Raw genomic sequence first — 26,996 nt, 5'->3', positions numbered from 1 at the left:
ATGACGACCCAGCAGCCCAACCGCCGTACCGGAGGCCGCCGCCGGCGCAGCCGCAAGGGCGTCGTGCTCGGCGCCTCGGCGGTCGCCGCCGCGCTGGTCGCCGGAGGAGTCGTCCTGCTCGCCTCCTCGGCCAGCGCCGCCTCGCTCGGCGCCGTCTACAGCCGCACCAGCAGCTGGGAGGCCGGCTACACCGGCCAGTACCTGGTCACCAACCCGGACGGCAGCGCCATCGAGGACTGGACGCTCAGCTTCGACCTGCCGGCCGGCGCGAAGATCGACTCGCTCTGGAACGCCACCTTCACGGTCGAGGGGCAGCACGTCACGGTCAAGCCGGAGGCGTGGAGCAAGCGGCTGGAGCCGGGCAAGAGCGTCGTGGTCGGCTTCGTCGCCCAGGGCGCGGGCGCCGCGCAGGCCGAGCCGGGCAACTGTCTGATCAACAACACCTCCTGCAAGGCCGGGGACGGCACCGCGCCCACCCCGTCCGGCCGCCCGACCAGCACGGCGACGGCCTCGCCGTCCGCCAGCGCCTCGGCTTCGGCTTCGGCTTCGGTTCCGGCGACGCCGACCGCGACGGCCACCGCCACCGCCAAGCCGAGCACCGTCGCGCCGAGCCCGACCGCCACGGCCACCGCCAAGCCCTCCACCCCGGCCCCGACGGCCACCGCGACCGCCACCACCACGGCCGTCCCGACGCCCACCACCCCCGCGCCCACCGCCACCGCGACCGGCACCCCCGCCCCGGCCGGCGGCGCCGGCTTCGCCCCGTACGTCGACACCTCCCTCTACCCGCCCTACGACCTGGTCGCCACCGCCAAGGCCACCGGCGTCAAGGACTTCAACCTGGCCTTCGTGGTCTCCGGCGGCGGCTGCACCCCGAAGTGGGGCGGCGTGAGCGACCTCGCCGCCGACGCGGTGGCCGCCCAGATCGGCGCCCTGCGCGCGATCGGCGGCGACGTCCGGGTCTCCTTCGGCGGCGCCAACGGCAGCGAGCTCGCCCTCGCCTGCTCCTCGGTCGCCGACCTCACCGCCGTCTACCAGAAGACCGTCGACGCCTACGGCCTCACCAAGGTCGACTTCGACGTCGAGGGCGGCGCGATCGCCAACACCGCCGCCAACACCCGCCGCGCCCAGGCCATCGCCCAGCTCCAGAAGAGCGCCGCCGCCAAGGGCAAGGCCCTGGACGTCTCCTTCACCCTCCCCGCGCTCCCCTCCGGCCTGACCCAGGAGGGCGTCAACCTGGTCGCCGACGCCAAGAACAACGGCGTGGCGATCGGCGCGGTCAACATCATGGCGATGGACTTCGGCGACGGCGTCGCCCCGAACCCGCAGGGCCAGATGGGCAAGTACGCCATCGCCGCCGCCACCGCCACCCAGGCCCAGGTCAAGAGCGTGCTCGGGCTCGACGACGCGGCCGCCTGGCGCAAGGTCGCGGTCACCCCGATGATCGGCGTCAACGACGTGGCCAGCGAGGTCTTCACCGTCGCCGACGCCAAGCAGCTCGCGGACTTCGCCAAGACCAAGCACCTGGCCTGGCTGGCGATGTGGTCCGGCACCCGCGACAAGGCCTGCGAGGGCGGCGCCAAGGCGTACGCGGACGCCAGCTGCAGTTCGATCGTCCAGCAGCCGCTGGACTTCACCCGGGCCCTGGGCGCCTACACCGGCTGACCCGGCCCACCCCCCGACTCCGGCCGTCCGTGCCCCGACCGCAACGGGGCACGGCCGGCCGGTTCCACGTCCGCTGGTCACTCTCGGTGACCACTGCACGCCGGGCCCGGCCGCCGGGCATCGGGTATCGTCGCTGGTTGGCCGAACCGTGGACGGAGCGAACAGTGACAGCGGTGCAAGACGAGCGCAGCGCGGTGCGAACCGCACCGGACCAGGCGCCCGCCCCCCTGTCGGACCGCCTGCGGACCGCCCTCGGCGCACCCGTGCGGGCCCTGCGCGAGGCCCCCCGCCGACCGCTGCTGATCGTCTCCGCCGTGGCGTTGTTCTCCCTGCTCGCCTACGCGGTGGTCCGGCACTTCGCGCACACCTCGATGGTCGACATGATCGTCTACCGGGCCGAGGGCGCCGCCGTCGCCAACGGCCAGGACCTCTACGGGATCCGCGTCACCCAGTGGAACCTGCCCGCCACCTACCCGCCGTTCGCCGCGATGCTGTTCGTGCCGACGACCTGGTTCCCGGTGCCGTTCCTGCGGGTCGCGATCACGCTCGGCAACCTCGGACTGCTCGCGCTGTTCGCCCACCTGTCGTTCAAGCTGGTCGGCTGGCCGCGCAAGGACCTGCGCGCGATCGCCGTGATCCTGGTCACCGGCCTCGGCGTCTGGCTCGAACCCGTCTACACCACGCTGCGCTACGGCCAGATCAACCTCGTCCTCGGCTGCCTGATCCTCTGGGACCTCACCCGGCCCGACGGGCGGCGCGGCAAGGGCATCGCGATCGGTATCGCCGCCGGCATCAAGCTCACCCCCGGCCTGTTCGCGGTCTACCTGCTGCTCACCGGCCGGATCCGGGCCGCGTTCGTGGCCGGCTTCACCTTCCTCGGCACCTTCCTGCTCGGCGCCCTCGTGCTGCCCGACGCCACCTGGGGCTTCTGGACCAAGTACCTCTACGACTCCTCGCGGGTCGGCAAGACCGAGATCGTCGACAACCAGGCGATCAGCGGCGCCGTCGCCCGGCTGCTGCACACCGCCACCCCCGGCACCGCCGCCACCCTGGCCGCCGTCCTGATCGCGGCGGCCGGCCTCGGAGTCGCCGCCTGGGCCGCCCGCAGCTCCCGCTGGCTGCCGCGCGCCGAGGCCTGGGGTGTCTGCTGCGCCGCCGTCACCGCCGTGCTGATCTCGCCGATCAGCTGGACCCACCACTGGGTCTGGTGCGTGCCGGTGCTCACCCTGCTCGCCTGCGAGGCGGCGGTCGAGCGGGCCCGTCCGGCCGCCGTCCGGAAGGTCCGCTGGCGGGCCGCCTTCGGGGCCACGCTGCTCGCCTTCCTCTCCTTCGCCATGTGGCTCGCCAAGCCGAAGGGCGCGCTGGTGCTGGAGCTGTCGCCGCTGTACCAGATCCCGACCTCGGTCTACCCGCTCGTCGGGATCTGCTTCCTGCTCGCCGCCGCGCTACGGATAAGGGCACGGCGGCTCGCCGCCGGCGCGCCCCTGGTCGCGCTGCCCGGCCAGCGGGACGGCGACCGGCGGGCCGGCGGCGGGCGCGACGGCGACCGGCCGGACGAGCCCGCGCGCGAGCGTCAGCAGGCCCCCGCGGCCCGCTGAGTCGCCGGGGGCGCGGCGGGTCCGGGCCGAGGGCCGTCCGGGCCGTCGGGGCTGTTCGGGCCGTTCGGCGCGCGCCGGTCGTCCCGGTCGTACCGGTCGCAGGGACCGTACGGGCCGTCCGGGCTGTACGGACCTCACGCGAGCAGCTCGGCCAGCGAGCCGTCCATGTCCAGCGCGGCCATCTCGCTGCCCGGCGGCACCAGCCGGTGCGCCCGCTCCAGCCAGGCGGCCACCGCCGGCAGCGGCGCCTCCAGCAGCGCGTCCCCGGCCGGCGAGCTCAGCGCCAGGCAGAGCACGCTCCGCCGGCCCGACCGGGTCGGCCAGATCCGCACGTCCCCCTGGCCGCACGGCCGGAAGGTGCCCTCCACCAGCAGCTCGCGGGCGAACACCCAGGTGACCGGCGAGCCGGTGTCCAGGTGGAAGGTCATGTGGACGGCGTAGGGGTCGTGGCTGCCGTACGACAGCCGGGCCGGGACGGGGACGCTGTGCTCGGGGGAGAGCACCAGGTTGAGCTCCAGCTCGTGCTCGACCACGCTCGTCGGGCGCTCCATGATCGGTTCCTCTCTGCCTGCGGTTCGTGCCCGGTTCCGGGCCCTGTGACCTTGAAGAGCGCGGTCGGGCGGCGCTCTTACACGGGTTTCCGAGATTTCTCGGCGGAACTGCGTCGACGGTGGTGTGCGGCGTGGTGAAGGCGGGGGAGCGGGCGCGCGCTCGGGCACACGCGCCGTCCTCCCTACCGTGGACGGCCCCGAACTGTCCGCCGAATGGCCAACTTCGCCCGGCGGCCCCGCCGAGGTACTACCCTTTGTGACTGCCCGGCGACTGTCCGCCCACCCCGGTGGCGCCCCCTCGCACGCGCCGACGGCGGAGCCGCCCGGGTCCACCCGGGTCCCCCGCGCCACCGTCGCGCACCCCCCTCGCCGGGCGAGCCGCATCGGCCCTGCCAGGAAAGAGACCCCCATGACGGACCGGCCCTTCGCCGGCGGCAGTACGGAGACGGCCGCCGGCCCCGCGCCGGGCTACTACCCCGACCCGTCCATCCCCGGCTTCGTCCGCTACTGGGGCGGCTCGGCCTGGGTGCCCGGCACCAGCCGGCCCGCCCCGGCCGAGGGCGAGGTGCTGGAGCCGCCCCGGTACGCGACCCGCCGGCCGGGCGCGGCGGGCGGCGGGGTGGGGGCGCGGTACGTGCCGCCGCCGGCGGTGGCCGGACCGGCGGAGGAGGGGGAGCCGGGGGTCGGGGCGTCGGGGGCGGGGCCGGTGGTGACCTCCGGCGGGGACACCGGGCCGGTGTACCTGGACCAGACCTCGGGCGGGGCGTCGTTCACCTTTGCGGTGGCGGAGAGCGGGCCGGTGTTCCGGCCGGGGGTGCTGCCCGCGGACGAGGGCGGGCCGGTGGTGGCGGCGGGAGGTCCGGCGCCCTGGGTGTCCTGGGGGGTGCTGCCCGGGGCGGAGGGGCCGGCCGCGGGGGTGGCGGCGCCGGAACCGGAGCCGGAGCCGGAGCGGGTGGTGGAACCGGAGGCTGTTCCGGTCGAGCCGTCGCCGTCCCGGTCCGCGTCCCCGGTGCCCGAGCCGCGGGCGGCCGTCGAACCGGCCCGGGCCGTCTCCGTCCCGACGCGCACCACCGCCGCCCGTCCTACTGCCACCCGCGCGGTCGCCACCCGCGAGGTCGTCGGCCCGTCCGCCCCCGCCCCCGCCGCCGTTCGTCCGGCCGCCACTGTCCGTCCGGCCGCCGTCGGGCGGCGGCGTGCCGAGGCCGCGCGGGTGCGGCCCGCCGGGCTCGGCCGACGGCTGGCCGCCCGGCTGGTGGACACCGCCGTCCTGACCGTGGTCGCCGTCGCCGCCGGTCTGCCGCTCGGCAACTCGGTCGCCGCCCACCTCCAGCAGAAGCTCGACCAGGCCCGGATGGCCAGCAAGCTCACCCGCCGCCAGGTCGACGTCTGGCTGGTGGACGGCATGGTGCTCGGCAAGGTCGCCGTCCTGATCGGCATCCTGCTCTTCGTCGGCGTGCTCTACGAGGTCCTGCCGACCGCCCGCACCGGCCAGACCTTCGGCAAGCGGCTCGCCCGGATCCGGGTGGTCCCCGCCGCGCCGCCCGCCGGCCCGTCCACCGTCCCGTCCGGGGCGCCGTCCGCCCGGCTGGGATTCGGCCGTTCGCTGCTCCGCTGGCTGGTCCGGCACGTGTCGACGGTGCTGCTGGTGGGCCTGCTCCGGCCGCTGTTCGACCGCCCCGACCGGCGCGGCTGGCACGACCGGGCGGCCCGCACCCGGGTCGTCCGGCTCTGAACCCGACCCCGGGGATCGACCCGGGGGTCGGCTCCGGACAAAACGGACTAAATATCCCAAGCTCCAAGAATGTGTGATGTTCTACTCGGGGCATGAGCACCCACGACCCCTCAGGCCCCGAGCCGGAGGGGGGCGGCAAGCCCTCCTTCGACAAGCAGCCCCCGCCCCAGGGCGGCGGCACGCCGGAAGGTGCGCCGTCGGATCCGTACGGCACCCCGCCGGCCGGCGGCCCGTACGACCGCCCCGGCGCGTACGGCGGCACCTACGGCCAGTCGCCCTACGACCGGTCCTCGCCGTACGGCCAGTCGCCCTACGACCAGCCCCCACCCGGCCCCGGCCCCGCCGGTTACGGCGCGCCCGCCGCCGGCCCGGTCCCCGGGATGCCCCCGCTCGGCAGCTGGCCCAACCGGATCCTCGCCCGCCTCATCGACTACCTGCTGGTGCAGATCGTCGCCGTCCTCGTGGTCCTGCCGTTCGCCAGCCTCAGCGACCGCTCCGGCTCGGCCGGCGCGTTCTGGCTCGCCTGCGCCTTCTACCTCGTCTACGAGGGCCTGATGCTCGGCCGCGACGGCCAGACCCTCGGCAAGAAGGCCATGAAGATCCGGGTCGCCATGCTGATCGACGGCAACTCGCCGACCCAGTCCGCCGCCTGGACCCGCGCCGCGGTCTACATCCTGCCCGCGGTGCTCTGCTGCGCCGGGCTCTGGTGGCTCATCGACGGCCTGTTCGGCGTCTTCGACAAGCCGTACCGGCAGTGCGTCCACGACAAGTCCGCCAAGACGGTCGTGGTCTCCACGGCCTGAGCTACTCGTGCCCGCCGGCCGGCGCGCGGTGCTCCGCGCGCCGGTCCGCCGCGTACGGCGCCAGCACCGCGAGCACCGTCACCAGGGTGCCCAGGGCGAGCGCGAAGAGCACCACCACGGCCACCTCCAGGACCCCCGAGGCCCCGGTGGCGGCCAGCAGCGCGACCGTGGCGGCGACCACGGTGAAGACACCGAGCGCGAACTGCGCGGCGGTCGGGCGGTACGGCATGGCGGAGTCCTTCGCACGTCGGGGGGAACGGGCGGACCACTGCTGAACGGGCGGACCACTGCCCGGGCGCACGCTCAGGAACCGGTCCGGGCAGGGGAGTTCGGGAACATCCGGCGGCCGTCCGGCGAGCGTCCGTGGCATTCCGTCCAGGCTAACCCGGCCCGCCCGGGGCACGGGGGGCGCACGGACTCACGCCTCGCGCCCGGCCCCGTCGGCCCCGCTCGGTACCGTGGGCCCGACCGAACCGCCCCGACCCGCAGGGGGAACCGCCGTGCCCATCCCCGCCGACTGGCCCACCACCGAGGCCGAGGCGCTCGCCGAACAGCAACGCCTGCGCCCCCTCGTCGAGCCGCACGGCACGATCGGCACCGCCCCCGACGACCGGCTGATCGCCGGCGTGGACGTCGCCTACGACGACGAGCGCGACCTCGTGGTCGCCGCCGCCGTCGTCCTCGACCGCACCACCCTCGCCGTCGTCGAGGAGGCCACCGCCACCGGCCGGGTCGCCTTCCCCTACCTCCCCGGCCTGCTCGCCTTCCGCGAACTCCCCGCCGTCCTGGACGCCCTCGCCGCCCTCACCCACCGCCCCGGCACCGTCGTCTGCGACGGCTACGGCCTCGCCCACCCCCGCCGCCTCGGCCTCGCCAGCCACCTCGGCGTCCTCACCGGCCTGCGGACCTTCGGCGTCGCCAAGACCCCGTTCACCTTCGACCACCACGCCCCCGGCCCCGCCCGCGGCGACCGGACCCCGCTCACCGACCCGGTCACCGGCGAGGAGGTCGGCCGCGCCGTCCGCACCCGGCCCGGCGTCAAGCCCGTCTTCGTCTCCGTCGGCCACCGCATCGGCCTCACCGAGGCCGTCGACGCCACCCTCGCCCTCACCCCGCGCTACCGCCTCCCCGAGACCACCCGGCATGCCGACTCGCTCTGCCGCCGGGCGCTCGCCCGGCAGCAGCTCCGGCTCCGGCAGGGGAACTGACGCCGCGTCGCCGAGTACCGACCGTTCGCCCGCGGGCCGTTCTGCTCGCCCCGGCCATGTGTTAGACATGAGACTCGGGCCACCAGCACGCGAACGACACACCGCATGGACGCAGGTACGTAAGGACGCACGGGGGAGGCGCCGCACGTGGCAACGGGGAACGGAACCGGATCGACCGGCGGAACAGGCCGCGGCTACCGCGTGGAGGTCGACCAACTACGCGCCTTCGCCGCCCAGGTACGCCTCCTGCTGGCCGAGTTCCAGCACCACGCGGACGGCACCGCGACCCACGGCCGCAGCGGCATCGGCCCCAGCGCCCTCGGCACCTTCGCCGAGGCCACCGACCTGCACGGCCGCTACCAGACCATGCGCGACGGCCTGCGCGACGTCCTCAACCAGCTCCAGAACGCGGTCGACGAGGCCCAGAAGAAGGCTGAGCTCACCGCCACCAACTACGAGGAACAGGAACACCGCACCAAGGCCAAGCTCAAACTCGGCGACGACGGCTGGTCCGTCGCCGACCCCTCCGCCACCAGCGCGGCCGCCTACGCCCAAACCACGGCCCCGGCCCGGCACGACGACGGGAAGGGCGTCCGATGAAGTACACCGACTTCCGGAACTACAGCCACGCCGAACTCCGCGGCATGGCCCAGGCCCTCAACCCCGGCGAGGTGATGGCCGCCGCCGACCCCTGGCGCCGCGCCGCCGACACCCTGAAGGCCATCCGCGCCACCCTCACCCGCGCCAGCACCGAGGCCGCCACCTCCTGGGAGGGCACCACCAGCGACGCCTTCCACACCCGCATGCTCCACCTCGCCACCACCATCAACACCACCGCCTCCTACGCCAACGACGCGGCCAACACCCTCAAGGCGGTCTCCGAGGCCATCGCCAAGGCCAAACGCGACATGCCCGAGGAACCCAGCGGCTGGGAACAGCTCAAGGACGGCGTCGGCGACACCTTCTCCTCCCTCTTCGGCGCCGACGACGAGGACGCCCGCACCGACCTCGCCAACCAGAAGAAGCTCGAAGCCGCCACCGTCATGCAAACCCTCGCCATGCACTACCGCACCGCCGCCCCCATGCTCAAACCCCCACCACCCCCACCACCCCCGGGCCAACCGCCGTACAAGGGGAAGGACGAGGCGACGGATGTCAGTGGTGCCGCCGACAGCGGTGCCGCCGCGCCACTCGTGAGCGCCATGATGGCGGGTTCCGGTTACGTCGGCGGCGGATCGGCCCCGAGTGGTACCGGTGCACCGACATCGCGGGCAGGTGGGACGGGCGGGGGAGCGGCTCCGAAGGTGGCCACCGTGGCCGCGCCGCCCGTGGCCTCCGATCCCGGTATCAAGGGAGGTGTGGCGCAGGCGGCGCCCAAGTCCCCGAAGGTCGCGAACTACGGTCCGGGCGTCGCTCCGCACGGTGTGAGCGCCGGGATCGACGGTATGAGCCCGACGCCTCCCGTCGCGCCGGGGAGCGGGCAGCAAGGTCCGAACCCCGGAACCTCGCCGAACGGGTTCGGGCCGCTCGGGGGTCCCGCGCCGGCCGGCTCCGGCGGTGCGCCGCAGGTCGGCGAAGGACCCTCGGCCTCGCGCGCGTTCGGCGAGCCCGGCCTCCTGCCGGGGAGGGCGACGGCAACGGGCAGCGGGATTCCGGGAAAGGTGCCGCCCGGCGGCGGCGGCGAAGCGTGGGGTGGGCGGGCGGTCCGTGGCGCCGGGGAAGCACCGGGTGCCGGAGCGGCTCGCGGTGGTGGACAGTTCGGCGCCGGGGCGGCGTTCCCCGGTGAGGCCGGTGTGGGTGGTCGAGGCGGTGCGGCGCGGCCTGGGAAGGGCACGTCGAACGGGCCGGGCCACGTCGGCGGGGAGGGCGCGAAGGCCGGCGGAGGCCCTCGGCAGGTCTTCACCGAAGGCGGCTCCGGGCTCGGCGGCAGGGGGCGGGGCAGGCCGGAGCAGGCCGCAACCTCGGCCAACGGGGTGGGAATGGGGATGCCGTTCGGCGGTGCCCAGCAGCGTGGAAGGGAGAAAGACGGGAGGGGGAAGCGGCCCGACTACCTCGTCGAGGACGAGGAGACCTGGGCGTCGGACAAGCCTGCCAACCCGAACGTGGTGGAATGAGTCCGCCACGGCAGATGGTCGGTGGGACTCTTCCTCAAGTGGGGTGACAGGCTTGATGAGTGGCCGGGTGTGGCGATGCGCTGCCGTGCTCTCCGCTGGGGCTTTCGCGTGGGGGACCGCGGTCCCGCCCGCGTCGGCGGACCAGATCCGCGACATGCAGTGGCCGTTGAAGCAGTACCAGGCCGACACCAGGATCTGGCCGCTGAGCCAGGGTGACGGCGTCGTCGTCGCGGTCATCGACGGCGGGGTCGACGGGAACCACCAGGACCTGGCCGGACAGGTTCTTCCGGGCGCCGACTTCTCGGGTGGGAAATCGGACGGCCGGGTCGACGCCGACGGTCACGGCACCGGGATGGCGAGCCTCATCGCCGGGGTCGGACACGGCAACAAGGCCGGGATCAGCGGCCTGGCACCCAAGGCGAAGATCCTCCCGGTGAAGATCAGGAGTGGCGGGGAGTCCGGGGACCTCCTGAGCCCGCAGTCCGACATCGCCTCGGCGATCAGGTTCGCGGTGGACCACGGGGCATCGGTCGTCAACATGTCCGTGGGCGGCCCCGGCCGGCTCGACGCCGAGGCGCGGGCGGCGGTGAAGTACGCGGTGTCCAAGGACGTCGTGCTCGTCGCATCCACGGGGAACAGCGGCGACAGCGGGCAGCCCGTCGACTACCCGGCGGCCTACCCGGGTGTGGTCGCGGTGGGTGCGGTGGACGAGCAGGGCAGGATCTGGGAGAAGTCCAGCTTCGGACCCGAGACCACGGTGACGGCGCCAGGAGTGAAGGTCGGGCGCGCGACGGCGAAGTCCACGGCCGGTTACGCCATCGGCAATGGGACCTCGGACGCCACGGCCTACGTGTCCGCCACCGCCGCGCTCATCCGGGCGAAGTACCCGGAGCTCTCGGCAGGACAGGTCATCAACCGGATCATCAAGAGCGCCACCCCTCCGCCCGGTGGCGTGACTGTGCCCGATTCTCACTACGGCTACGGAATCGTGGATCCTGCCAAGGCCCTTGACCCGGCGACGGACAGCGGACCGCGGGAGAATCCGCTGGCCGGGCGGGTGGAGGCGCAGGGGGTGCCCACAGGTGGGGTGAGTGCTCCGCCCTCGGAGGAGGTGTGGGAGTCGCCGCCGGCGGCGGCGCCGGTGGGGGCCGGCGGGAACCGTGGGGTGGCGTGGGTGTTGGTGGGGGCGGCGGGGATCGGGGGCGTGGTGGTGGTGTCGGTGGTGCTGGCGCTGGTGGTGCGGGGGCGGCGGCGCAGGGTCGCGGCGCCGCCGCAGTGGCCGCCGTACCAGGGGTGAGTGGCGAGGGGTGAGTGGCGGGGCTATTCGGCGACGGCGATCTGTTCGCGGTGGCGGGTGGCCGGGCCGGTGAGCTGGTCGGTGACGGCGAGGGCGAGGTCGGCCTGGGCGATGCGGGTGCCGAGGACCTGGGGGCCGCCGACCCGGTAGCGGCCGGTGCCGGGGGCGGTGCGGTCGAGGTCGAGGGGCGGGGTGACGACGACCCAGTCGAGGCCGGCGGGGGAGGTGCGGAGCAGGTCGAGGGCGGCGGCGTGGCCGAGCGAGAAGGCGCGGTGGGCCTCGGGGAAGGCGGGGTCGTCGTGGACGGCGACCCCGGGGGCGGTCTCCAGGGTGGTGGCGATGCCGACGTGGACGAGCCGGGGGACGTCGGCCTCGGCGAGGCCGGTGACGAGGGCGCGGGTGGCGGCGGGGTAGAAGTCGGCGGCCGGGACGTCGGGGGTGTAGACGGTGCTGACGGCGGCGGCGTGGCCGCGGGCGGTGGCGGCGACGGCGGCCGGGTCGGTGACGTCGCAGCGGGCGAGGGTGACGCCGGGGCCGGCCAGGTCGGCGTGGCGTTCGGGGGCGCGGACGGCGGCGGTGACGGTGAGGCCGCGTCGGCGGGCCTCGGCGATCACGGCGCGGCCGACCTGGCCGCCTGCGCCGAAGACGATGAGGTCGATGCTGGGGGTGCCGGTCATGGCGGTCTCCGTTCGTGGCGCGGTGCGGGGGACGGGGTGTCGTCGCCCGCTGACGCCGTGACGGTAGACCGGGGGGTGCCGGTTACTTCAACGGTACCGGCGGGGACACCCGTTCGGTTACCGTCGGGGGCATGACCGAGACCGCTCCCGCGCCGCTGCCGCCGGACCTCTTCGACCCGGACTGCCCGGTGCAGTCGGTCCCGGTGCTGGGCGGCCGGAAGTGGACGTGGCGGATCATGCGCTGTCTGGAGGGCGGTCCGCGCCGGTTCTCGGAGCTGCGGGTGCCGTTGACGGGCATCACGGCGAAGGTGCTGGCGGAGTCGCTGCGGGCGATGGAGCAGGACGGGGCGGTGAGCCGGACCGAGTACCCGGAGAACCCGCCGCGGGTCGAGTACGCGCTGACGCCGCTCGGGCGGACGCTGCTGGGGCCGATGGACGCGGTGTGCGACTGGAGCCGCGCCAACCTGGCGGAGCTGCTCGCGGCGCGCGAGGCCTTCGAGAGCGCCGAGCGGTAGAAGCGGTGGTGGGGCAGGCGGGGGCTGGCAGGATTTCGGCGAGTGCTGGCGTTGACGGCGCTGGTGGGGCGGGGTGGGGGCGGCCATTCTGGGCGCATGACCACTTCTGAGCACAACACCGCCGCCGCCCCCGCCGCCGACGACGCGATCGTCCCGGACACCAAGGACTGGACCTGGGTGCTGGAGCGCCCGTGCGCCGACTGCGGGCTGGACACGGGGGCGGTGGTGCGCGAGGACGTCGCGGGGATGATCCGGGCCAACGCGGAGGGCTGGCTGGCGGTGCTGGCCGGGGAGCCGGGGGAGCTGCGCCGGCGGCCGCGTCCGGAGATCTGGTCGGACCTCGAGTACGCGTGCCATGTGCGCGACGTCTTCCGGCTGTTCCACGTGCGGCTGAACCTGATGCTGGACGAGGACGGCCCGCTGTTCGCGAACTGGGACCAGGACGAGACGGCGGTCGCCGAGCGGTACGGGGAGCAGGACCCGGCGGTGGTCGCGGCGGAGCTGGCCCGGGCCGCGGAGGTGCTCGCGGGGGCGTTCGAGGGGGTGGCGGGCGCGCAGTGGGCGCGGACCGGCGACCGCAGCGACGGGGCGCGCTTCACGGTGGAGTCGTTCTCCCGCTACCTGATCCACGATCCGGTCCACCACCTGTACGACGTGACGGGCGAGCGGGTCTGAGCGGGGCTGAGCGGGTCCGGCCGGTCCGAGCGGGCCGGCCGGTTCACCAGCCGGAGGCCTCGCGGAGCATGGTGCGGCGGAGCCGGCCGGCCACGCTGGCGGTGTCGGTGCCGATGACGTCGGCGATCTCGGGTGCGGCGAGGCCGACGACGTAGTGCAGGATGGCGAGGTCGTCGTCGGCGGGGTGGCCGGCCGGCGGCCCGCTGTTCCGGGTGTGCTCGCCGACGGTGCTGCGCAGGATCTGCCAGGCGAGCGCGGTGGGGTTGGAGCTGCCCAGCAACTCGCGCCAGTGGACGGCGATTTCGGCGAAGGCCTGCTGGACCGCGCCCGCCGCCTGGCCGTGGTCGGGCAGCCAGACCCGGGCGTAGCTGAGGTACCGCGGGCGGTGCAGCTCGCAGAACGCCGCGAACTCCAGCGGTACGGCGGATGGTTCGCCGGGCCCCGGGGGAGGCTCGGCGGTGCTGTCGTGACGTTTGGTCATCTCGGCTTCTCGGCAAGTGAGATGGGCATCTGACGGTCGATCATCTGTGCTCACTCTACGGTAGGCGCTCGGTGCGCTGGGTGACCAATCGGATGGAATGCCCGGAAGGCGTCGCCGTGCGGCCGGTTCCGGCGGTGGCCGGGAGGGGGTCGGCGGGCGGTGCGGCGGTGGCGGACGGGCGGGGAGTGCTGCGCAGTGGTGTCAGAGGCGTGTCAGAAGCGTGGGTGCGGGGCGTCGTGGCCGGTCAGCGGGGTGGCACGGCGGGGGTGGCGGACCGGTCGGCGCGCCACCGCAGGCGGTGTGATGTGCCACCGTAAGCGGTTCGACGGTTCCCGTCCACGCCTGCGGCGTGAAGCCGGGGCCGCACCACCGGGCGCACCACCGGGCGCGCGCTCGATGGACCGGTCCGGGCTGGGACGATGGCGCGGGAGAGGCCGGGGAAGGCGCTCCGGGTGGGGGGTGGATCGGTGGGCCGGCCCCGTCGCACGCGTCCCGCGTGCCCGGCCCTTCGTCGGCGGATCGCCGTGTACGAGCGGAGGGTTGACGAACGGTCAGGTGTTTTTCCGGGCCTCCGCGGGGGTGATCCGGTCGTCCGGCGCGGAGCCTCGCGAGAGTTGGGCGGGGAAGGTCTCGGCGGCCCGTCGGCGGGCGATCCGGGCGACCGCCGCGGCGGCGGTGCCGGCGGCCTCCGCCGCTTCCTCGGCGGCGGCGAGCCGGTCCCGCTCCCGGGCGGTCTCGGCGTCGGCTCCACAGCCGGTGCCGGTACCGGCTCCGGCGCCGCAGCCGGTGCCCAGGACGGTGCCGGCTCCGGTGGCCGTGTCGGCGGCGGCCTCGTGGGTCGTCGCGTCGCAGCCGACGGGTTCGCGGGCCGCCGTCTCGCACCGGGCCGCCGCCTCGGCGACCTCGCGGACGGCCTCGTGCGCGGCCTTGCCCGCGGCCCGGATCCGGGCCGCCGAGGAGCCCCGGCGGGCGCGTCCGTGGGCGGCGCGGGCGGCGTGTTCCTCGGCCGCCTGTCTAGCCGCCAGGTAGGCCTGCACGGCGGCCATGCCGTAGACGGGCTGGATCAGCTGGTGGCCCTTGAAGAAGGGTCTGGCCGGGGCGAATCCGGCGGCGACCACGAGGTCCCGGATCTCCGCTATCTCCGCCTCGCTGCGGGCGGTGAAGCGGACCTCCCAGCCCTTCTTGTAGGTATGGCCCTGTTCGCCGCTGCGGCGGGCCGGGTCCGGCCGGCGGACGTATCCGGGCAGGCGTCCGAGGCGGAGCTGGGCCGCGCGGAGGCCGGCGGTCTCGTCACGTGACATGCACTAAGGGTAGGCAATCCGGCGGGCTGGAGTGACGTTCGGAGGTGTCTTCGCCGTATGTGCTTGGTCACGCAGGGTCAGGCAACCTGGTCGCTGATCGATGATGATCGAGTCCGACAAGCATCTGATCACCCATTCCTCCGAATGGGTGAGGGTATGAAGACTTTAGTGCGGGCTGATCCCGGTTTCGCGACGGTTGGGTAACAGTGCGTCAGGCGGCCGCGCCTGGGTCCGGGCCGTTGGGGATGGTGTCGGCATGAGCTACCGGATTCCCACGCCGCCGCCGTCCCTGGAGGAATTGGCGCGCCGTCAGCAGAACGTCGTCACCGCCGGCCAGCTGCGCGCCCGGGGCGTGCCGGCCAGGGTCATCAGCGAGCACTGCCGCCGCGGCGGCCCCTGGCAGCGGCTGCTGCCCCGGGTCTACCTGCTGCAGAACGGCGGGCCCTCGCCCGAGCAGCGGATGTGGGCCGCCCTGCTGTACGCGGCGCAGAACGGCCGCGAGGGCGGCTGCGAGGACGGCGGGAGCGGCGGGGGCGGCGTCGACGGCCGGGCGGACGGGCGCGGGGCGGTCCGCCGGGAGCGCGCGGTGATCACCGGCGCCGCGGCGCTCGCGCTGTACGGCTTCGCCGCCGTCCCCCGGCTGCCCGCCGTCACCGGGGTGGAGGTGCTGGTGCCGCGCCAGCGCCGGCTGAAGGACGCCGGCGAGGTCCGGATCCGCCGCACCGCCCGGGAGTTGGTGGCGCGCTCGGTGCACGGCCTGGCCTGCGCGCCGGTGGCCCGGGCGGTCGCCGACGCGCTGCGCGAGTGGACCTCCGAGGAGGGCCCGGGCGGGCCGGTGCCGGTCCGGGAGGTGCTGGCCGAGGCCGTCCGCCGGCCCGAGCTGGGCTGTTCGGTGCGGGAGCTGACCGCCGAGCTGGCCGAGTCCGGCCTGGCCGCCGAGCCGCGGGTGCGGGCGGTGCTGGACGACCTGCTGGCCGCCGAGCGGGACGCGGTGCTGGACCGGGTCGGCGAGCTGGTGGACGAGTGGCTGCTGCCCGTCCCGCTGACCGCCCCGGAACTGCGGATGCGCGGCGGCACCTACATCGCCGTCCCGGACCTCTACTGGCCGGCGGCGGGCGTCGCGGTCGAGGTCGACTCGGAGCTGCGCTGCGTCAGCGAGGGCGAGGCGGCCTGGGTGCGCGGCGGCCAGCACCGGATGGAGTACCTCGGCATCCGGGTGGTGTACGTCTCCGGCCTCCGGCTGGCGGAGGACCCGGACGCGGTCGGCGCCGAACTGCGCGAGGCGTTCCGGCAGGGCGGCACCGACGTGGTCGAGCTGCTGATCACCGAGCAGTGAGCCGCGAGGCGGACGGAGGAGCGCGGCGCGGTCAGCCCCCGACGACCGGCGTGCCGACCAGCTCCACGCCGGCCGCCCGCAGCTCCTCCAGCGCGGCGGCGGTGGTCGGCGCGGCCACCCCGGCGGTCAGGTCGAGCAGCACCCGGGTGGTGAACCCGGCCCGGGCGGCGTCCAGCGCGGTGGCCTTGACGCAGTGGTCGGTGGCGAGGCCGACCACGTCCACCTCGGTCACCTGGCGCTCGCGCAGCCACTCGGCGGGCCCGCGGTCGTTCTCGTCCACGCCCTCGAAGCCGCTGTAGGCGGCCGCGTAGGCGCCCTTGTCGAAGACCGCCTCGATCGCGCCGGAGGTGACGGACGGGGCGAAGTTGGGGTGGAAGCCCACGCCCTCGGTGCCCGCGACGCAGTGCACCGGCCAGCTGTGCACGTAGTCGGGGGTCTCGGAGAAGTGGTCGCCCGGGTCGATGTGGTTGTCCCGGGTGGCGAGGATGTGCCGGTAGCCGGGGGCGGACTCGGCGATCAGGTCGGTGATCGCGGCGGCCACCTCGGCCCCGCCCGCGACGGCCAGGCTGCCGCCCTCGCAGAAGTCGTTCTGCACGTCGACGACGATCAGTGCCCGGTGCATGGCTCGCATTCCTCGGTCTGCTGGGTCCCGCGGCGGAATCGGGGGACGGGTGGAGTTCGGGGGGACGTGTGGAGGGGACGTGAGGGGAACTCTACGGTCGACTGTAGGGAGTGGCATCCGGAGGCGGAAGGCCCGGGGCGGGCCCGACCGGCCCGCGCCACCGGCCCGCGCCGCCGCCGGACGCCCGCCCGGCGCCGCCGTCAGGCACCGCCGTCACACCAGCAGTTCGGTCGACAGCACCGGATCGCCCTTGGAGAGCTGGGTGGCCGACAGCGGCAGCGCCGCCCTGGCCCGGACGTGCCGCTCGCGCGCCGCCTCCAGCGGCTCCCGGCCGACCACCTCGCCGGCTCGGACCAGCGGCACCTGGACCAGGTGCGGCGTCAGCTCCTCGGGGACCGGCCCGGTGCCGACCACCTCGGCCTCGGCGACGCCGTCCGCGTCCGGCCGGCGGGCCGCCCACTTGCGCCCGCCGGTGCTGGTCTTGCCGCCGGCCGCGCGCTTGGCGACCGGGATCAGCGGGCCATCCGGCTCGGCGGCCCGGGCGACCAGCTTGTAGACCATCGAGCAGGTCGGGTGGCCGCTGCCGGTGACCAGGCTGGTGCCGACGCCGTAGCCGTCCACCGGGGCGGCGGCGAGCGCGGCGATGGCGTACTCGTCGAGGTCGGAGGTGACGATGATCCGGGTGCCGGTGGCGCCCAGCTCGTCGAGCTGGCGGCGGACCCGGTGGGCGAGCAGGGTGAGGTCGCCGGAGTCGATCCGGACGGCGCCCAGCTCGGGGCCGGCCACCTCGACGGCGGTGCGCACGGCCTCGTGCAGGTCGAAGGTGTCGACCAGCAGGGTGGTGCCCTTGCCCATCGAGGCGATCTGCGCCCGGAAGGCGTCCCGCTCGCTGTCGTGGACCAGGGTGAAGGCGTGCGCGGCCGTCCCGGTGGTGGGGATGCCGTAGGTGAAGCCGGCCTCCAGGTCGGAGGTGGCGGCGAAGCCGGCCACGTACGCGGCCCGGGCGGCGGAGACCGCGGCCCGCTCGTGCGCGCGCCGGGCGCCCATCTCGATCACCGGCCGCCCGCCGGCCGCGGAGGTCATCCGGGACGCGGCGGCGGCGATCGCCGAGTCGTGGTTGAGGATCGAGAGGATCACCGTCTCCAGGATCACCGCCTCGGCGAAGCTGCCCTCGACGGTGAGCAGCGGCGAGCCGGGGAAGTAGACCTCGCCCTCCGGGTAGCCGTGGATGTCGCCGGTGAACCGGTAGTCGGCGAGGAAGCGCAGGGTGTCCTCGTCGACCACCCGCTGGTCGGTGAGCCAGTCGAGCTGGGCGGAGGTGAAGCGGAAGTTCTCGACCGCGTCCAGGACCCGGCCGGTGCCGGCCAGCACGCCGTAGCGGCGGCCGCCGGGCAGGCGGCGGGTGAACACCTCGAACACGGAGCGACGGTGCGCGGCCCCGCTGCGCAGGGCGGCCTGCAGCATGGTGAGCTCGTAGCGATCGGTGAGCAGCGCGGTCGAGCCGGCCGCGGGCACGGAAGTGGCGTCCATGCAGATGATGCTACTACCCCTTAGCGTCAAAGTGACGATTTCTGATCGGGGGCGATCGGCCGGCGGGTCGCGCCCGCCGGGGGCGGAATCGCCCGGAGGTCCCCCGGATGGCAGCATGGGGCTGAAGGGGCACGTGGCGGCCACCGGGGCGCCGTGTCGGCGCCGCCCGGCGGTCACGTGCGGAACGCGGAACAGAGCTGCAGGAGGAGACCCGACGGTGAGCGTCGCGCCCGTGGAGATCGAGCGCCCGGAGGTCGAAGGCCTGCCGGTGGTGGAGCCGGACACCCCTTGGGTCACCATCGTCCACAACGACCCGGTCAACCTGATGAGCTACGTCCAGTACGTCTTCCAGGCCTACTTCGGCTATCCGAAGGACAAGGCCCGGAAGCTGATGATGGAGGTGCACACCAAGGGGCGGACGGTGGTCTCCAGCGGCTCGCGCGAGGAGATGGAGCGCGACGTGCAGGCGATGCACGGCTACGGCCTCTGGGCCACGCTCCAGCACGACTGAGCCCGGCGGGCACCACCGGGGACGACGTGCCGACCGGCATGTCGGCGACAGACGACAGACGAAGACGGGCTGACCGATACCGATGGCTGGGTTGTTCGAGAGTGCCGGCGGCGGGAGCGCGGCGATCGCGCTGGACGAGCTGGAGGCCTCCATCCTGCGCACCCTGGAGGTGCAGATGCTGGAGCTGATCGGCCCCGGTCCGGGCGGGGACGGCGGCGACCCGCTGGCCGCCCTGTTCGCCGAGGGCCCGTCCGAGGCGCCCAGTGACCCGGCGCTCGCCCGGCTCTTCCCGGACGCCTACGGCGACCCGGAGCGGCCGTCCGACGAGGAGTCCCGGGAGGCCGCCGCCGAGTTCCGCCGCTACACCGAGCTGGACCTGCGCGCCCGCAAGCGGGATGACGCGCTGTTCGTGGTGCGGTCGCTGGACACGCTCGGCGGCGAGGGCGGCGTGCTGAAGCTGGACGGTGCCGAGTGCCCGCGCTGGCTGGGCGCGCTCAACGACCTGCGGCTGACCCTCGGGGTGCGGCTGGAGATCGCCGAGGAGGACGAGCAGGGCCTGTACGACCTGCCGGACGACGACGACCGCAAGCCGCTGGTGATGGCGTACCTGTGGCTCGGCGCCGTGCAGGAGTCGCTGCTGGAGGCGATCTCGGACTGAGCGGCTCTTCGGGCTGAGCGGCCCTTCGGGCTGGGCGGCTCGGACCGAGAGCCTGCCACAGCGGTACCGGCCCCGGCCGTCCGTCCGCATGCGGACGGACGGCCGGGGCTTTTCCGTGCAAAACGGGCGAAACCCTACCGGGACATGCTCAAATATCGCTCAGATGGAGACCGCTATCCGGATCGTGCGTGGTACGACTTCTCCCCACCCCCACGAGCCCCACCCCCGAAGTCCCACCCACGAGAACCCATCCAGGACGGTGCAGCATGGCCGAACAGTCCTACGACGAAGTCGTCGACGCGAAACCGGACGAGGAGGGCTACGAGCGGGGACTCGGGAGCCGCCAGATCCAGATGATCGCGATCGGCGGCGCGATCGGCACCGGACTCTTCCTGGGTGCGGGCACCGCGATCTCGAAGTCCGGCCCCAGCCTGATCCTGTCCTACGCGATCGCCGGCGTGGCGATCTTCGTGATCATGCGGGCGCTCGGCGAGCTGCTCACCTACCGCCCGGTCTCCGGCAGCTTCGCCGAGTACGCGCGGGAGTTCCTCGGCCCGTTCGCCGGCTACGTGACCGGCTGGACGTACTGGCTCTTCTGGGTTGTCACGGGCATGGCGGAAACCACCGCCGCGGCCGTCTACGTGAAGTTCTGGGCGCCCGACATCCCGCAGTGGCTCAGCGCGCTCACCTTCCTGGTCATCCTCTACGCGGCCAACCTGATCTCGGTGAAGCTCTTCGGCGAGATCGAGTTCTGGTTCTCCATGATCAAGGTCACCGCCATCATCGGCATGATCCTGATCGGCGTCGGCGTGCTCACCCTCGGCTTCAGCGACGCCGGCGACACCGCCTCGATCACCCACCTCTGGCAGGACGGCGGCTTCTTCCCCAAGGGCATCGGCGCCACCGTGATGACCCTGCAGATCGTCATGTTCGCCTACCTCGGCGTCGAGCTCGTCGGCGTCACCGCCGGTGAGAGCGAGGACCCGCAGAAGACCCTGCCGCGCGCCATCAACACGCTGCCCTGGCGCATCGCGCTGTTCTACATCGGCGCCCTGGTGGTCATCCTCTCGCTGGTCCCGTGGACCGAGTTCCAGCCCGGCGTCAGCCCGTTCGTCGCCGCCTTCGGCAAGATCGGCATCCCCGCCGCGGCCGGCATCATCAACTTCGTGGTGCTCACCGCCGCGCTCTCCTCCTGCAACTCCGGCATGTACTCCACCGGCCGGATGCTGCGCGACCTCGCGCTGCGCGGCCAGGCCCCCGGCCGGCTCACCAAGCTCAACTCCCGCCGCACCCCGGCCGTCGCGATCACCCTCTCCAGCCTGCTGATGGGCGCCGGCGTGGTGCTCAACTACCTCGTCCCGGCCCGGGCGTTCGAGTACATCACCTCGGTCGCCACCGTCTGCGGCCTGTGGACCTGGGCGATGATCCTGATCTGCCAGATCCGCTACCGCAAGGCCTGGAAGGCCGGCCACCTGCCGCCGCCCACCTTCAAGGCCCCCGGCGGCGCCTGGCCCAGCTGGGCGGCGCTCGCCTTCCTCGTCCTGGTCGTCGTGCTGATCGGCCTGGACGAGGACAACCGGATCTCGCTGTTCGTCTTCCCGGCCTGGGCGGTCGCCCTGGTGATCGGCTACCAGGTGCTCAAGCGCCGCAGCCCGGAGGCCGTCCACGCGGTCGCCCACGACCACCTGCACGCCACCGCCGGGACCGCCGGCGACACCGCCCGCGACACCGGCGACAAGGCCAACTGAGGCCCGCCGACCGGTCCTCGGACGCCCCGGCGGGCCACCGCCGGGGCGTGGTTATCCTGGCCGCATGCTGACCATCACCCGAGAACTGCGCGACGCGATCGTCGCCCACGCCCGCGCCGACCACCCGGACGAGGCCTGCGGCGTGGTCGCCGGGCCGGAGGGCAGCGGCCGGCCCGAGCGGTTCATCCCGATGCTCAACGCGGCCCGCTCGCCCACGTTCTACGAGTTCGACTCGGGCGACCTGCTCAAGCTCTACCGCGAGATGGACGACCGGGACGAGGAGCCCGTGATCGTCTACCACTCGCACACCGCCACCGAGGCCTACCCGTCGCGCACCGACGTGACCTACGCCTCCGAGCCGAACGCCCACTACGTGCTGGTCTCCACCGCCGAGGGCAACGGCCCCGAGGACCCCTACCAGTTCCGCTCGTTCCGCATCGTGGACGGCGCGATCACGGAGGAAGACGTCCAGGTCGTCGAGGCCCACCCGGCCTGACCCGCACCCACCTGGGCGAGGCCCGCCGACCGTCCGCGAGTGGTCGGCGGGCCTTTGCCGTTCCGGCGCCGTCTCAGCATCGGGAACGAGAACATCCGGATCCCGAGACGGGCATGGAGGAGCGGGCCCGGGAATCTATACGATGAGCCCATGCGTTCCGTCGATGTGAGCACCCAGGCCCCGGGCACCCGCCTCGTGGCGCGCCTGCACATCGACCTGTGCCGGCTCGCCAGTGCGATCTGTCCCGGCACGCCGGCGCGCTCGCGCTGAGCCGCCCGCCCCGGCCCGCCGCAGGCTCCACGCCCCGGGCCCACCACGCCCTGCCGCGCCCGCAGCGGCCCACCCACCTCACGACTCGCACAGGAGCGCACCCATGGCCATCGAGGTCCGCATCCCGACCATCCTCCGCACCTACACCGACGGCGCCAAGGCCGTCGAGGGCACCGGCAGCAACCTCGGGGAACTCTTCCACGACCTCGACGCCCGCCACCCGGGCATCGCCGCCCGCCTGCTCGACGGCGGCGAGCTGCGCCGCTTCGTCAACGTCTACCTGAACGACGAGGACGTGCGCTTCCTGGAGGGCATCTCCACCGCGCTCGCCGACGGCGACAACGTCACCATCCTGCCCGCCGTGGCCGGCGGCGCCCGCTGACCACCGCCCGCCCCGCCCCGCCGCGACCACCGGGCGGGGCCGGGCGGGCCGCCCGTCCCGACCCTCACCGCCGTCGCCGGAGGCCCCCTTGCGTTACGACAGTCCGCTCGAAGCCGTCGGCAACACCCCGCTGGTCCGCCTGCCCCGGCTCTCCGCCGCGGTGCCCGGCAACACCGAGGGCCTGGTCACGCTCTGGGCCAAGCTGGAGGACCGCAACCCCACCGGCTCCATCAAGGACCGCCCGGCGCTGCACATGATCGAGCGCGCCGAGGCCGACGGCCGGCTCACCCCCGGCTGCACCGTCCTCGAACCCACCAGCGGCAACACCGGCATCTCGCTCGCCATGGCGGCCAAGCTCAAGGGCTACCGGATGGTCTGCGTGATGCCCGAGAACACCAGCGAGGAGCGCCGCGAGCTGCTCCGCATGTGGGGCGCCGAGATCATCCCCTCGCCGGCCGCCGGCGGCTCCAACACCGCCGTCCGGATCGCCAAGGAGATCGCCGCCGAGCACCCCGACTGGGTGATGCTCTACCAGTACGGCAACCCCGACAACGCCGGCGCCCACTACGCCACCACCGGCCCGGAGATCCTCGCCGACCTGCCCGACGTCACCCACTTCGTGGCCGGCCTGGGCACCACCGGCACCCTGATGGGCGTCGGCCGCTTCCTGCGCGAGAAGGTCCCCGGCGTGCGGATCGTCGCCGCCGAGCCGCGCTACGACGACCTGGTCTACGGCCTGCGCAACCTCGACGAGGGCTTCGTCCCGGAGCTCTACGACGCCGAGGTGCTCACCACCCGCTTCTCGGTCGGCTCCGCCGACGCCGTCCGGCGCACCCGCGAGCTCCTCCAGCAGGAGGGCATCTTCGCCGGCGTCTCCACCGGCGCGATCCTGCACGCGGCGATCGGCGTCGGCCGCAAGGCCGCCACGGCCGGCGAGCGCGCCGACATCGTCTTCGTGGTCGCCGACGGTGGCTGGAAGTACCTCTCCACCGGCATCTACACCGCCGAGTCCACCGAGGCCGCGGTCGAGGCGCTGCAGGGCCAGCTCTGGGCCTGAGGCCGGAACCGGGGGCCTGAAACCCCCGAGCCCCCGATCGTGACGATCGGGGATTTGTCCGTGCCGCGCTCCCGGTTCGTCACGGTCCGACCACGGTGTCCGTTCCGCGCTCAAGGTTGCGCCCGGGCGCGGAAAGGCTGCTCACGAACGTCCCCCCAGGCACCACCGGAGGTGACCCGTGAGCCGCAGCCCCGACCTGTGGTCGTACAGCGAGATCGCCCGGCACATCAACGTCCAGCCGGAGACCGTCCGCAACTACCGGCGGCACGGCCTGCTGCCCGAACCCGACGTGATCGACGGCAGCGGGCACCCGCGCTGGTACCCCGACACCATCCGCGCCTGGGCCCGCCGGCGCCCCGGCCACCGCTGAAGCCCGCTTCGCCCCGTCTCCCGGCGTTCTGGTGATTCCAGCCACAGCACGGCACGGAGACGGGGGCAAAGTGCCCCTCCGCCCTTACCCTCGACACACGCGAAGGGCAGCGCCACCGGCCGGTACACCCGGCCCGCACTGCCATGACCAGCGGCAGCCAGGACGTGTCGGGGCGGAGGGGCTCGGATGAAACTGACCGTGGTGGGGTGCTCGGGGAGCTTCCCGTCCGCCGACTCGCCGTGCTCCAGCTACCTGGTGGAGGCCGACGGCTACCGGGTCGTGCTCGACCTCGGCAACGGCGCGCTCGGCGCCCTGCAGAAGTACACCTCGATCTACGAGGTCGACGCCGTCCTGCTCAGCCACCTGCACGCCGACCACTGCGTCGACCTGTGCGCCTACTGGGTGGCCCGCAACTACCGCGCCGAGGGGTGCCCCGACCCGATGCCGGTCTACGGCCCGGCCGGCACCGCCGAGCGGATGGCGCGCGCCTACGACATGCCGGAGAACCCGGGGATGAAGGAGGTGTTCGAGTTCCGCACCCTCACCCCCGGGCGCTTCGAGCTCGGGCCGTTCCGGGTCGAGGTCGCCCAGGTCAACCACCCGGTCGACGCCTTCGCCTTCCGGCTCGAACACGCCGGCCGCAGCCTGGTCTACTCCGGCGACACCGGCGAGAGCGCGGAGCTCGTCGAACTCGCCCGGGACGCCGACCTCTTCCTGTGCGAGGCCGCCTACCTGGACGGGCGCGACACCTACCGGGCCGTCCACCTGAACGGCCGGGAGGCCGGCGAGCACGCCACCGCCGCCCGCGCCCGCCGGCTGGTCCTCACCCACATCCCGCCGTGGACCGACGCCGAGCTCAACCGGCGGGACGCGGCCGCCGCCTACCCCGGGCCGGTCGACGTCGCCCGGGCCGGCGCGGTGTACGAGCTCTGAGCCGTCCGGCGGGAGTCAGCGGCGGCCGGGGAGCGGCAGGCCGAGGTGCTCGCGCAGCGTCGTGCCGGTGTACTCGGTGCGGAACACCCCGCGCTCCTGGAGCAGCGGCACCACCTTGTCGACGAACTCGTCCAGCCCGCCCGGGGTGAGGTGCGGGACGAGGATGAAGCCGTCCGCCGCGTCGCTCTGCACATGGCGGTCGAGCTGCTCGGCGACCGAGCGGGGGGTGCCGATGAAGGACTGCCGGCCGGTCAGCTCGATCACCAGTTCGCGGCTGCTGAGCCCCTTCTCCGCGGCCACCGCGCGCCACTTGGCGGCGGTCTCGTGCGGGTCGCCGAGGATGGTGCGGCCCTGGATCAGGCCGGAGTCGCGGACCGGGTCGGCGGCCGGCAGCGGGCCGTCCACGTCGTGGTCGGACAGGTCGACGCCCCAGACCTGCTCCAGGTAGTGGATCGCGTTGGCCGGGCTGACCTGGGCGCGGCGGATCGCGGTGGCCCGTTCGGCGGCCTCCTCCTCGGTGTCGCCCAGCACGTAGGTGACCCCGGGCATGATCTTCAGCTCGTCCGGCTTGCGCCCGTACGCGGCCAGCCGGCCCTTGACGTCGGCGTGGAAGGCCTGGCCGGCGGCCAGCGTGGAGTGCCGGCTGAACACGATGTCGGCGGTGGCGGCGGCGAACTCCCGGCCGTCGGAGGAGTCGCCGGCCTGGATCACCACCGGGTGGCCCTGCGGCGGGCGGGGGAGCGAGAGGGTGCCCTCGACGTCGAACTGCGGCCCCCGGTGGCGGACCGTGCCGGTGCCCGCGGCGTCCCAGAACTCCCGGGCGAGCTGGACGGTCTCGGCGGCCCGGGTGTAGCGGTCGGCGCGGTCGAGGTAGCCGCCGCGGCGGAAGTTCTCGCCGGTGAAGGCGTCGGAGGAGGTGACCACGTTCCAGGCGGCGCGGCCGCCGGAGAGGTGGTCCAGCGAGGCGAACCGGCGGGCCAGCTCGTACGGCTCGTTGAAGGTGGCGTTGACGGTGGCGGCCAGGCCGAGGCGGCTGGTGACGGCGGCGAGCGCGTTCAGCACGGTGATCGACTCGGGGCGGCCGACCACGTCCAGGTCGTGGATCCGGCCGTTCACCTCGCGCAGCCGCAGGCCCTCGGCGAGGAAGAAGAAGTCGAACAGGCCGCGTTCGGCGGTCTCGGCGAGGTGGCGGAAGGAGTCGAAGGCGATCTGGCTGCCGGAGGCCGGGTCGGCCCACACGGTGGTGTTGTTGACGCCGGGGAAGTGCGCGGCGAGGTGGATCTGCTTGAGCGGGCGGTCCGTCATCGGGTCACCTCGGCGGGGGCGGTGCGGGCGGGGGCGGGGACGGCGGCGGAGACGGTGCCGGGTGCGGCGGGGGCTGTGGCAGGGGCGGTGGCGGGTACGGCGGTGGCGGCGGCGTACCGGCTGTCGGGGCGGGCCAGGCCGAGGTGCTCGCGCAGGGTGCGGCCGGTGTACCCGGCACGGAACAGGCCGCGCTCGCGCAGGGCGGGGACCACCCGGTCGGCGAGGACGGCGAGGTCGCGGGCCGGTTCGGCGGGCACCAGGTGGAAGCCGTCCACCCCGCCGCCGCCCTCGGTGATCTCGGCGAGCAGCGCGGAGACCGCCGCGTCGGTGTCGAGCGCGGCCGGGATCCGGGCCAGGATCCGCAGCGACTCGCCGCCGTGCAGCCGCAGTTCGGTGGCGGCGGTGAGCCGGGTGGCCCGGTCGGGGGCGTCGAGCAGGACGACGTCGGCGTAGCGGATCGCGGTGGTCGCCCGGGCGCGGCCGCCGGCGGTGGCGTCCGGGGCGAGGTCGGCGGCGGTGACGGTGACCGCGACCACCGGGCGGCCCTGCGGCGGGCGCGGGGTGATGGAGGGGCCGCGGACCGAGAAGTGCGGGCCCTCGAAGTCGATGTAGTGGAGCTTGGCGCGGTCGACGAACCGGCCGGTGGCGGCGTCGCGGATCTCCGCGTCGTCCTCCCAGCTGTCCCAGAGCCGGGTGGCGACCTCGGCGGCGTCCGCGGCCTCGGCCCAGAGCTCGTCGGCGGGGGCGGCGGCCTTGCGGCCGAAGGCCCTGGCCTCGGCCTCGGTGTCGGAGACGCCGACCAGCCAGCCGGCCCGGCCCTCGCTGGCCCAGTCCAGGGTGTTGACCGAGATCGAGGTGTGGAACGGCTCGGTGTGGGTGGTGGTGACGGTCGGCACCAGGCCGAGCCCGCGGGTGACCGGCGCGAGCCGGGCGAAGGTGGCGAGCGCGTCGAGCCGGAGCGGCTCGGGGGTGTAGGAGTCGTCGAGGGTGACGAAGTCGAGCGCGGCCCGTTCGGCGTGCCGGGCGAGCGCGGTGAAGTGGGCGGCGTCGACCTGGCCGGGGCTGTCGAGGGCGGCGGAAAGATGCAGCTGGCGGGGCATGTGTGGCCTTGGCTTTCCTCGTACGGGAGCGGTGCGTGCCCGGCGGCGCGGCCGTACCGGC

At 74.3% G+C, this 26,996-nt stretch carries 29 protein-coding genes; 20 read left to right on the top strand and 9 right to left on the bottom strand.

Features of this window, described 5'->3' with window-relative positions; genetic code table 11:
* Both AB0N76_RS03160 and AB0N76_RS03155 read left to right on the top strand, forming a co-directional pair.
* A complete protein-coding gene (locus AB0N76_RS03160) occupies positions 1–1,665 on the top strand; it encodes a cellulose binding domain-containing protein (protein WP_363552537.1) in 1,665 nt (554 codons plus the stop codon).
* Positions 1,666–1,829: 164 nt separating this feature from the next.
* Positions 1,830–3,263 carry a glycosyltransferase 87 family protein gene (locus AB0N76_RS03155; RefSeq protein WP_363552535.1) on the top strand — a complete coding sequence of 478 codons (1,434 nt, stop codon included), beginning with the start codon at positions 1,830–1,832 and terminating at the stop codon, positions 3,261–3,263.
* A 134-nt stretch (positions 3,264–3,397) separates the two neighbouring features.
* Here AB0N76_RS03155 and AB0N76_RS03150 read toward each other — a convergent pair whose 3' ends face one another.
* Positions 3,398–3,814: an SsgA family sporulation/cell division regulator gene (locus AB0N76_RS03150; RefSeq protein ID WP_078881470.1), complete on the bottom strand. Its 417-nt coding sequence runs from the start codon at positions 3,812–3,814 to the stop codon at positions 3,398–3,400.
* A 409-nt stretch (positions 3,815–4,223) separates the two neighbouring features.
* Between AB0N76_RS03150 and AB0N76_RS03145 the strand changes: the two genes are divergently transcribed.
* Positions 4,224–5,546 (top strand): RDD family protein, encoded by a 1,323-nt coding sequence (locus AB0N76_RS03145; RefSeq protein ID WP_363552533.1) that lies wholly within the window; start codon positions 4,224–4,226, stop codon positions 5,544–5,546.
* Positions 5,547–5,638: 92 nt separating this feature from the next.
* On the top strand, positions 5,639–6,349 hold the full coding sequence (locus AB0N76_RS03140; RefSeq protein ID WP_363552531.1) for an RDD family protein: 711 nt from the start codon (positions 5,639–5,641) through the stop codon (positions 6,347–6,349).
* Position 6,350: 1 nt separating this feature from the next.
* Here the strand turns inward: AB0N76_RS03140 and AB0N76_RS03135 are convergent, their stop codons facing one another.
* Positions 6,351–6,578: a hypothetical protein gene (locus AB0N76_RS03135; protein ID WP_363552529.1), complete on the bottom strand. Its 228-nt coding sequence runs from the start codon at positions 6,576–6,578 to the stop codon at positions 6,351–6,353.
* A 271-nt stretch (positions 6,579–6,849) separates the two neighbouring features.
* Here AB0N76_RS03135 and AB0N76_RS03130 point away from each other — a divergent pair, with 271 nt between their 5' ends.
* The 4 genes from AB0N76_RS03130 (at position 6,850) to mycP (ending at position 10,968) form a co-directional block, all read left to right on the top strand.
* The gene (locus tag AB0N76_RS03130; protein ID WP_363552527.1) at positions 6,850–7,557 is read left to right on the top strand and encodes an endonuclease V; all 708 of its coding nucleotides are present in this window, start codon (positions 6,850–6,852) and stop codon (positions 7,555–7,557) included.
* 147 nt (positions 7,558–7,704) lie between these two features.
* Positions 7,705–8,157 (top strand): hypothetical protein, encoded by a 453-nt coding sequence (locus AB0N76_RS03125; protein ID WP_363552525.1) that lies wholly within the window; start codon positions 7,705–7,707, stop codon positions 8,155–8,157.
* A gap of 44 nt (positions 8,158–8,201) precedes the next feature.
* Complete coding sequence (locus AB0N76_RS03120; RefSeq protein ID WP_363552523.1) at positions 8,202–9,671, top strand: hypothetical protein; 1,470 nt, start codon at positions 8,202–8,204, stop codon at positions 9,669–9,671.
* Between the two features lie 154 nt (positions 9,672–9,825).
* Complete coding sequence (gene mycP, locus AB0N76_RS03115; protein WP_363552521.1) at positions 9,826–10,968, top strand: type VII secretion-associated serine protease mycosin; 1,143 nt, start codon at positions 9,826–9,828, stop codon at positions 10,966–10,968.
* A gap of 23 nt (positions 10,969–10,991) precedes the next feature.
* Here mycP and AB0N76_RS03110 read toward each other — a convergent pair whose 3' ends face one another.
* The gene (locus AB0N76_RS03110) at positions 10,992–11,645 is read right to left on the bottom strand and encodes an NAD(P)H-binding protein (protein ID WP_363552519.1); all 654 of its coding nucleotides are present in this window, start codon (positions 11,643–11,645) and stop codon (positions 10,992–10,994) included.
* 131 nt (positions 11,646–11,776) lie between these two features.
* Here AB0N76_RS03110 and AB0N76_RS03105 point away from each other — a divergent pair, with 131 nt between their 5' ends.
* Both AB0N76_RS03105 and AB0N76_RS03100 read left to right on the top strand, forming a co-directional pair.
* Positions 11,777–12,160 (top strand): helix-turn-helix domain-containing protein, encoded by a 384-nt coding sequence (locus AB0N76_RS03105; RefSeq protein WP_363552517.1) that lies wholly within the window; start codon positions 11,777–11,779, stop codon positions 12,158–12,160.
* A 96-nt stretch (positions 12,161–12,256) separates the two neighbouring features.
* The gene (locus tag AB0N76_RS03100) at positions 12,257–12,835 is read left to right on the top strand and encodes a DinB family protein (RefSeq protein ID WP_363552515.1); all 579 of its coding nucleotides are present in this window, start codon (positions 12,257–12,259) and stop codon (positions 12,833–12,835) included.
* A 43-nt stretch (positions 12,836–12,878) separates the two neighbouring features.
* Here AB0N76_RS03100 and AB0N76_RS03095 read toward each other — a convergent pair whose 3' ends face one another.
* Both AB0N76_RS03095 and AB0N76_RS03090 read right to left on the bottom strand, forming a co-directional pair.
* Positions 12,879–13,316: a hypothetical protein gene (locus tag AB0N76_RS03095; RefSeq protein WP_363552513.1), complete on the bottom strand. Its 438-nt coding sequence runs from the start codon at positions 13,314–13,316 to the stop codon at positions 12,879–12,881.
* 551 nt (positions 13,317–13,867) lie between these two features.
* The gene (locus AB0N76_RS03090; protein ID WP_363552511.1) at positions 13,868–14,617 is read right to left on the bottom strand and encodes a hypothetical protein; all 750 of its coding nucleotides are present in this window, start codon (positions 14,615–14,617) and stop codon (positions 13,868–13,870) included.
* 256 nt (positions 14,618–14,873) lie between these two features.
* Here AB0N76_RS03090 and AB0N76_RS03085 point away from each other — a divergent pair, with 256 nt between their 5' ends.
* The gene (locus tag AB0N76_RS03085) at positions 14,874–15,953 is read left to right on the top strand and encodes a hypothetical protein (RefSeq protein ID WP_363552509.1); all 1,080 of its coding nucleotides are present in this window, start codon (positions 14,874–14,876) and stop codon (positions 15,951–15,953) included.
* A 31-nt stretch (positions 15,954–15,984) separates the two neighbouring features.
* On the opposite strand, the gene AB0N76_RS03080 is transcribed toward AB0N76_RS03085, so the two are convergent.
* Together AB0N76_RS03080 and AB0N76_RS03075 are read right to left on the bottom strand one after the other, a co-directional pair.
* Positions 15,985–16,575 (bottom strand): isochorismatase family protein, encoded by a 591-nt coding sequence (locus AB0N76_RS03080; protein ID WP_363552507.1) that lies wholly within the window; start codon positions 16,573–16,575, stop codon positions 15,985–15,987.
* A gap of 213 nt (positions 16,576–16,788) precedes the next feature.
* A complete protein-coding gene (locus AB0N76_RS03075) occupies positions 16,789–18,105 on the bottom strand; it encodes a nicotinate phosphoribosyltransferase (RefSeq protein WP_363552505.1) in 1,317 nt (438 codons plus the stop codon).
* Between the two features lie 217 nt (positions 18,106–18,322).
* Here AB0N76_RS03075 and clpS point away from each other — a divergent pair, with 217 nt between their 5' ends.
* The 9 genes from clpS to AB0N76_RS03030 all read left to right on the top strand — a co-directional run bounded on the left by clpS (position 18,323) and on the right by AB0N76_RS03030 (position 24,530).
* Entirely contained in the window at positions 18,323–18,616 is a 294-nt protein-coding gene (clpS, locus tag AB0N76_RS03070) for an ATP-dependent Clp protease adapter ClpS (RefSeq protein ID WP_063351371.1), read from the top strand.
* Positions 18,617–18,698: 82 nt separating this feature from the next.
* A complete protein-coding gene (locus AB0N76_RS03065) occupies positions 18,699–19,274 on the top strand; it encodes a DUF2017 domain-containing protein (RefSeq protein WP_363552503.1) in 576 nt (191 codons plus the stop codon).
* Positions 19,275–19,540: 266 nt separating this feature from the next.
* Positions 19,541–21,022 carry an amino acid permease gene (locus AB0N76_RS03060; protein ID WP_363552501.1) on the top strand — a complete coding sequence of 494 codons (1,482 nt, stop codon included), beginning with the start codon at positions 19,541–19,543 and terminating at the stop codon, positions 21,020–21,022.
* Between the two features lie 64 nt (positions 21,023–21,086).
* The gene (locus AB0N76_RS03055; protein ID WP_363552499.1) at positions 21,087–21,518 is read left to right on the top strand and encodes a M67 family metallopeptidase; all 432 of its coding nucleotides are present in this window, start codon (positions 21,087–21,089) and stop codon (positions 21,516–21,518) included.
* Positions 21,519–21,668: 150 nt separating this feature from the next.
* A complete protein-coding gene (locus AB0N76_RS03050; RefSeq protein WP_326846449.1) occupies positions 21,669–21,788 on the top strand; it encodes a putative leader peptide in 120 nt (39 codons plus the stop codon).
* A 103-nt stretch (positions 21,789–21,891) separates the two neighbouring features.
* Positions 21,892–22,170, top strand: a complete 279-nt coding sequence (locus AB0N76_RS03045; protein ID WP_363552497.1) for a MoaD/ThiS family protein — start codon at positions 21,892–21,894, stop codon at positions 22,168–22,170.
* Between the two features lie 88 nt (positions 22,171–22,258).
* Positions 22,259–23,227: a cysteine synthase gene (locus tag AB0N76_RS03040; protein WP_363552495.1), complete on the top strand. Its 969-nt coding sequence runs from the start codon at positions 22,259–22,261 to the stop codon at positions 23,225–23,227.
* Between the two features lie 178 nt (positions 23,228–23,405).
* Positions 23,406–23,597, top strand: coding sequence for a MerR family transcriptional regulator (locus tag AB0N76_RS03035; protein WP_363552493.1), 192 nt, complete (start codon positions 23,406–23,408; stop codon positions 23,595–23,597).
* A 186-nt stretch (positions 23,598–23,783) separates the two neighbouring features.
* Positions 23,784–24,530 carry an MBL fold metallo-hydrolase gene (locus AB0N76_RS03030; protein ID WP_363552491.1) on the top strand — a complete coding sequence of 249 codons (747 nt, stop codon included), beginning with the start codon at positions 23,784–23,786 and terminating at the stop codon, positions 24,528–24,530.
* A gap of 15 nt (positions 24,531–24,545) precedes the next feature.
* Here the strand turns inward: AB0N76_RS03030 and AB0N76_RS03025 are convergent, their stop codons facing one another.
* Together AB0N76_RS03025 and AB0N76_RS03020 are read right to left on the bottom strand one after the other, a co-directional pair.
* Entirely contained in the window at positions 24,546–25,835 is a 1,290-nt protein-coding gene (locus tag AB0N76_RS03025) for an LLM class flavin-dependent oxidoreductase (RefSeq protein WP_363552489.1), read from the bottom strand.
* Positions 25,832–26,935, bottom strand: coding sequence for an LLM class flavin-dependent oxidoreductase (locus tag AB0N76_RS03020; RefSeq protein WP_363552487.1), 1,104 nt, complete (start codon positions 26,933–26,935; stop codon positions 25,832–25,834). Before AB0N76_RS03020 ends, AB0N76_RS03025 begins: the two co-directional genes overlap by 4 nt.
* Between the last annotated feature and the right edge of the window lie 61 nt (positions 26,936–26,996).

It is taken from the genome of Kitasatospora sp. NPDC093806 (assembly GCF_040683335.1).
GTDB lineage: Bacteria > Actinomycetota > Actinomycetes > Streptomycetales > Streptomycetaceae > Kitasatospora.
Note: the sequence above shows the minus strand (reverse complement) of the source record. Positions and strands in the feature narration are given on the sequence as shown.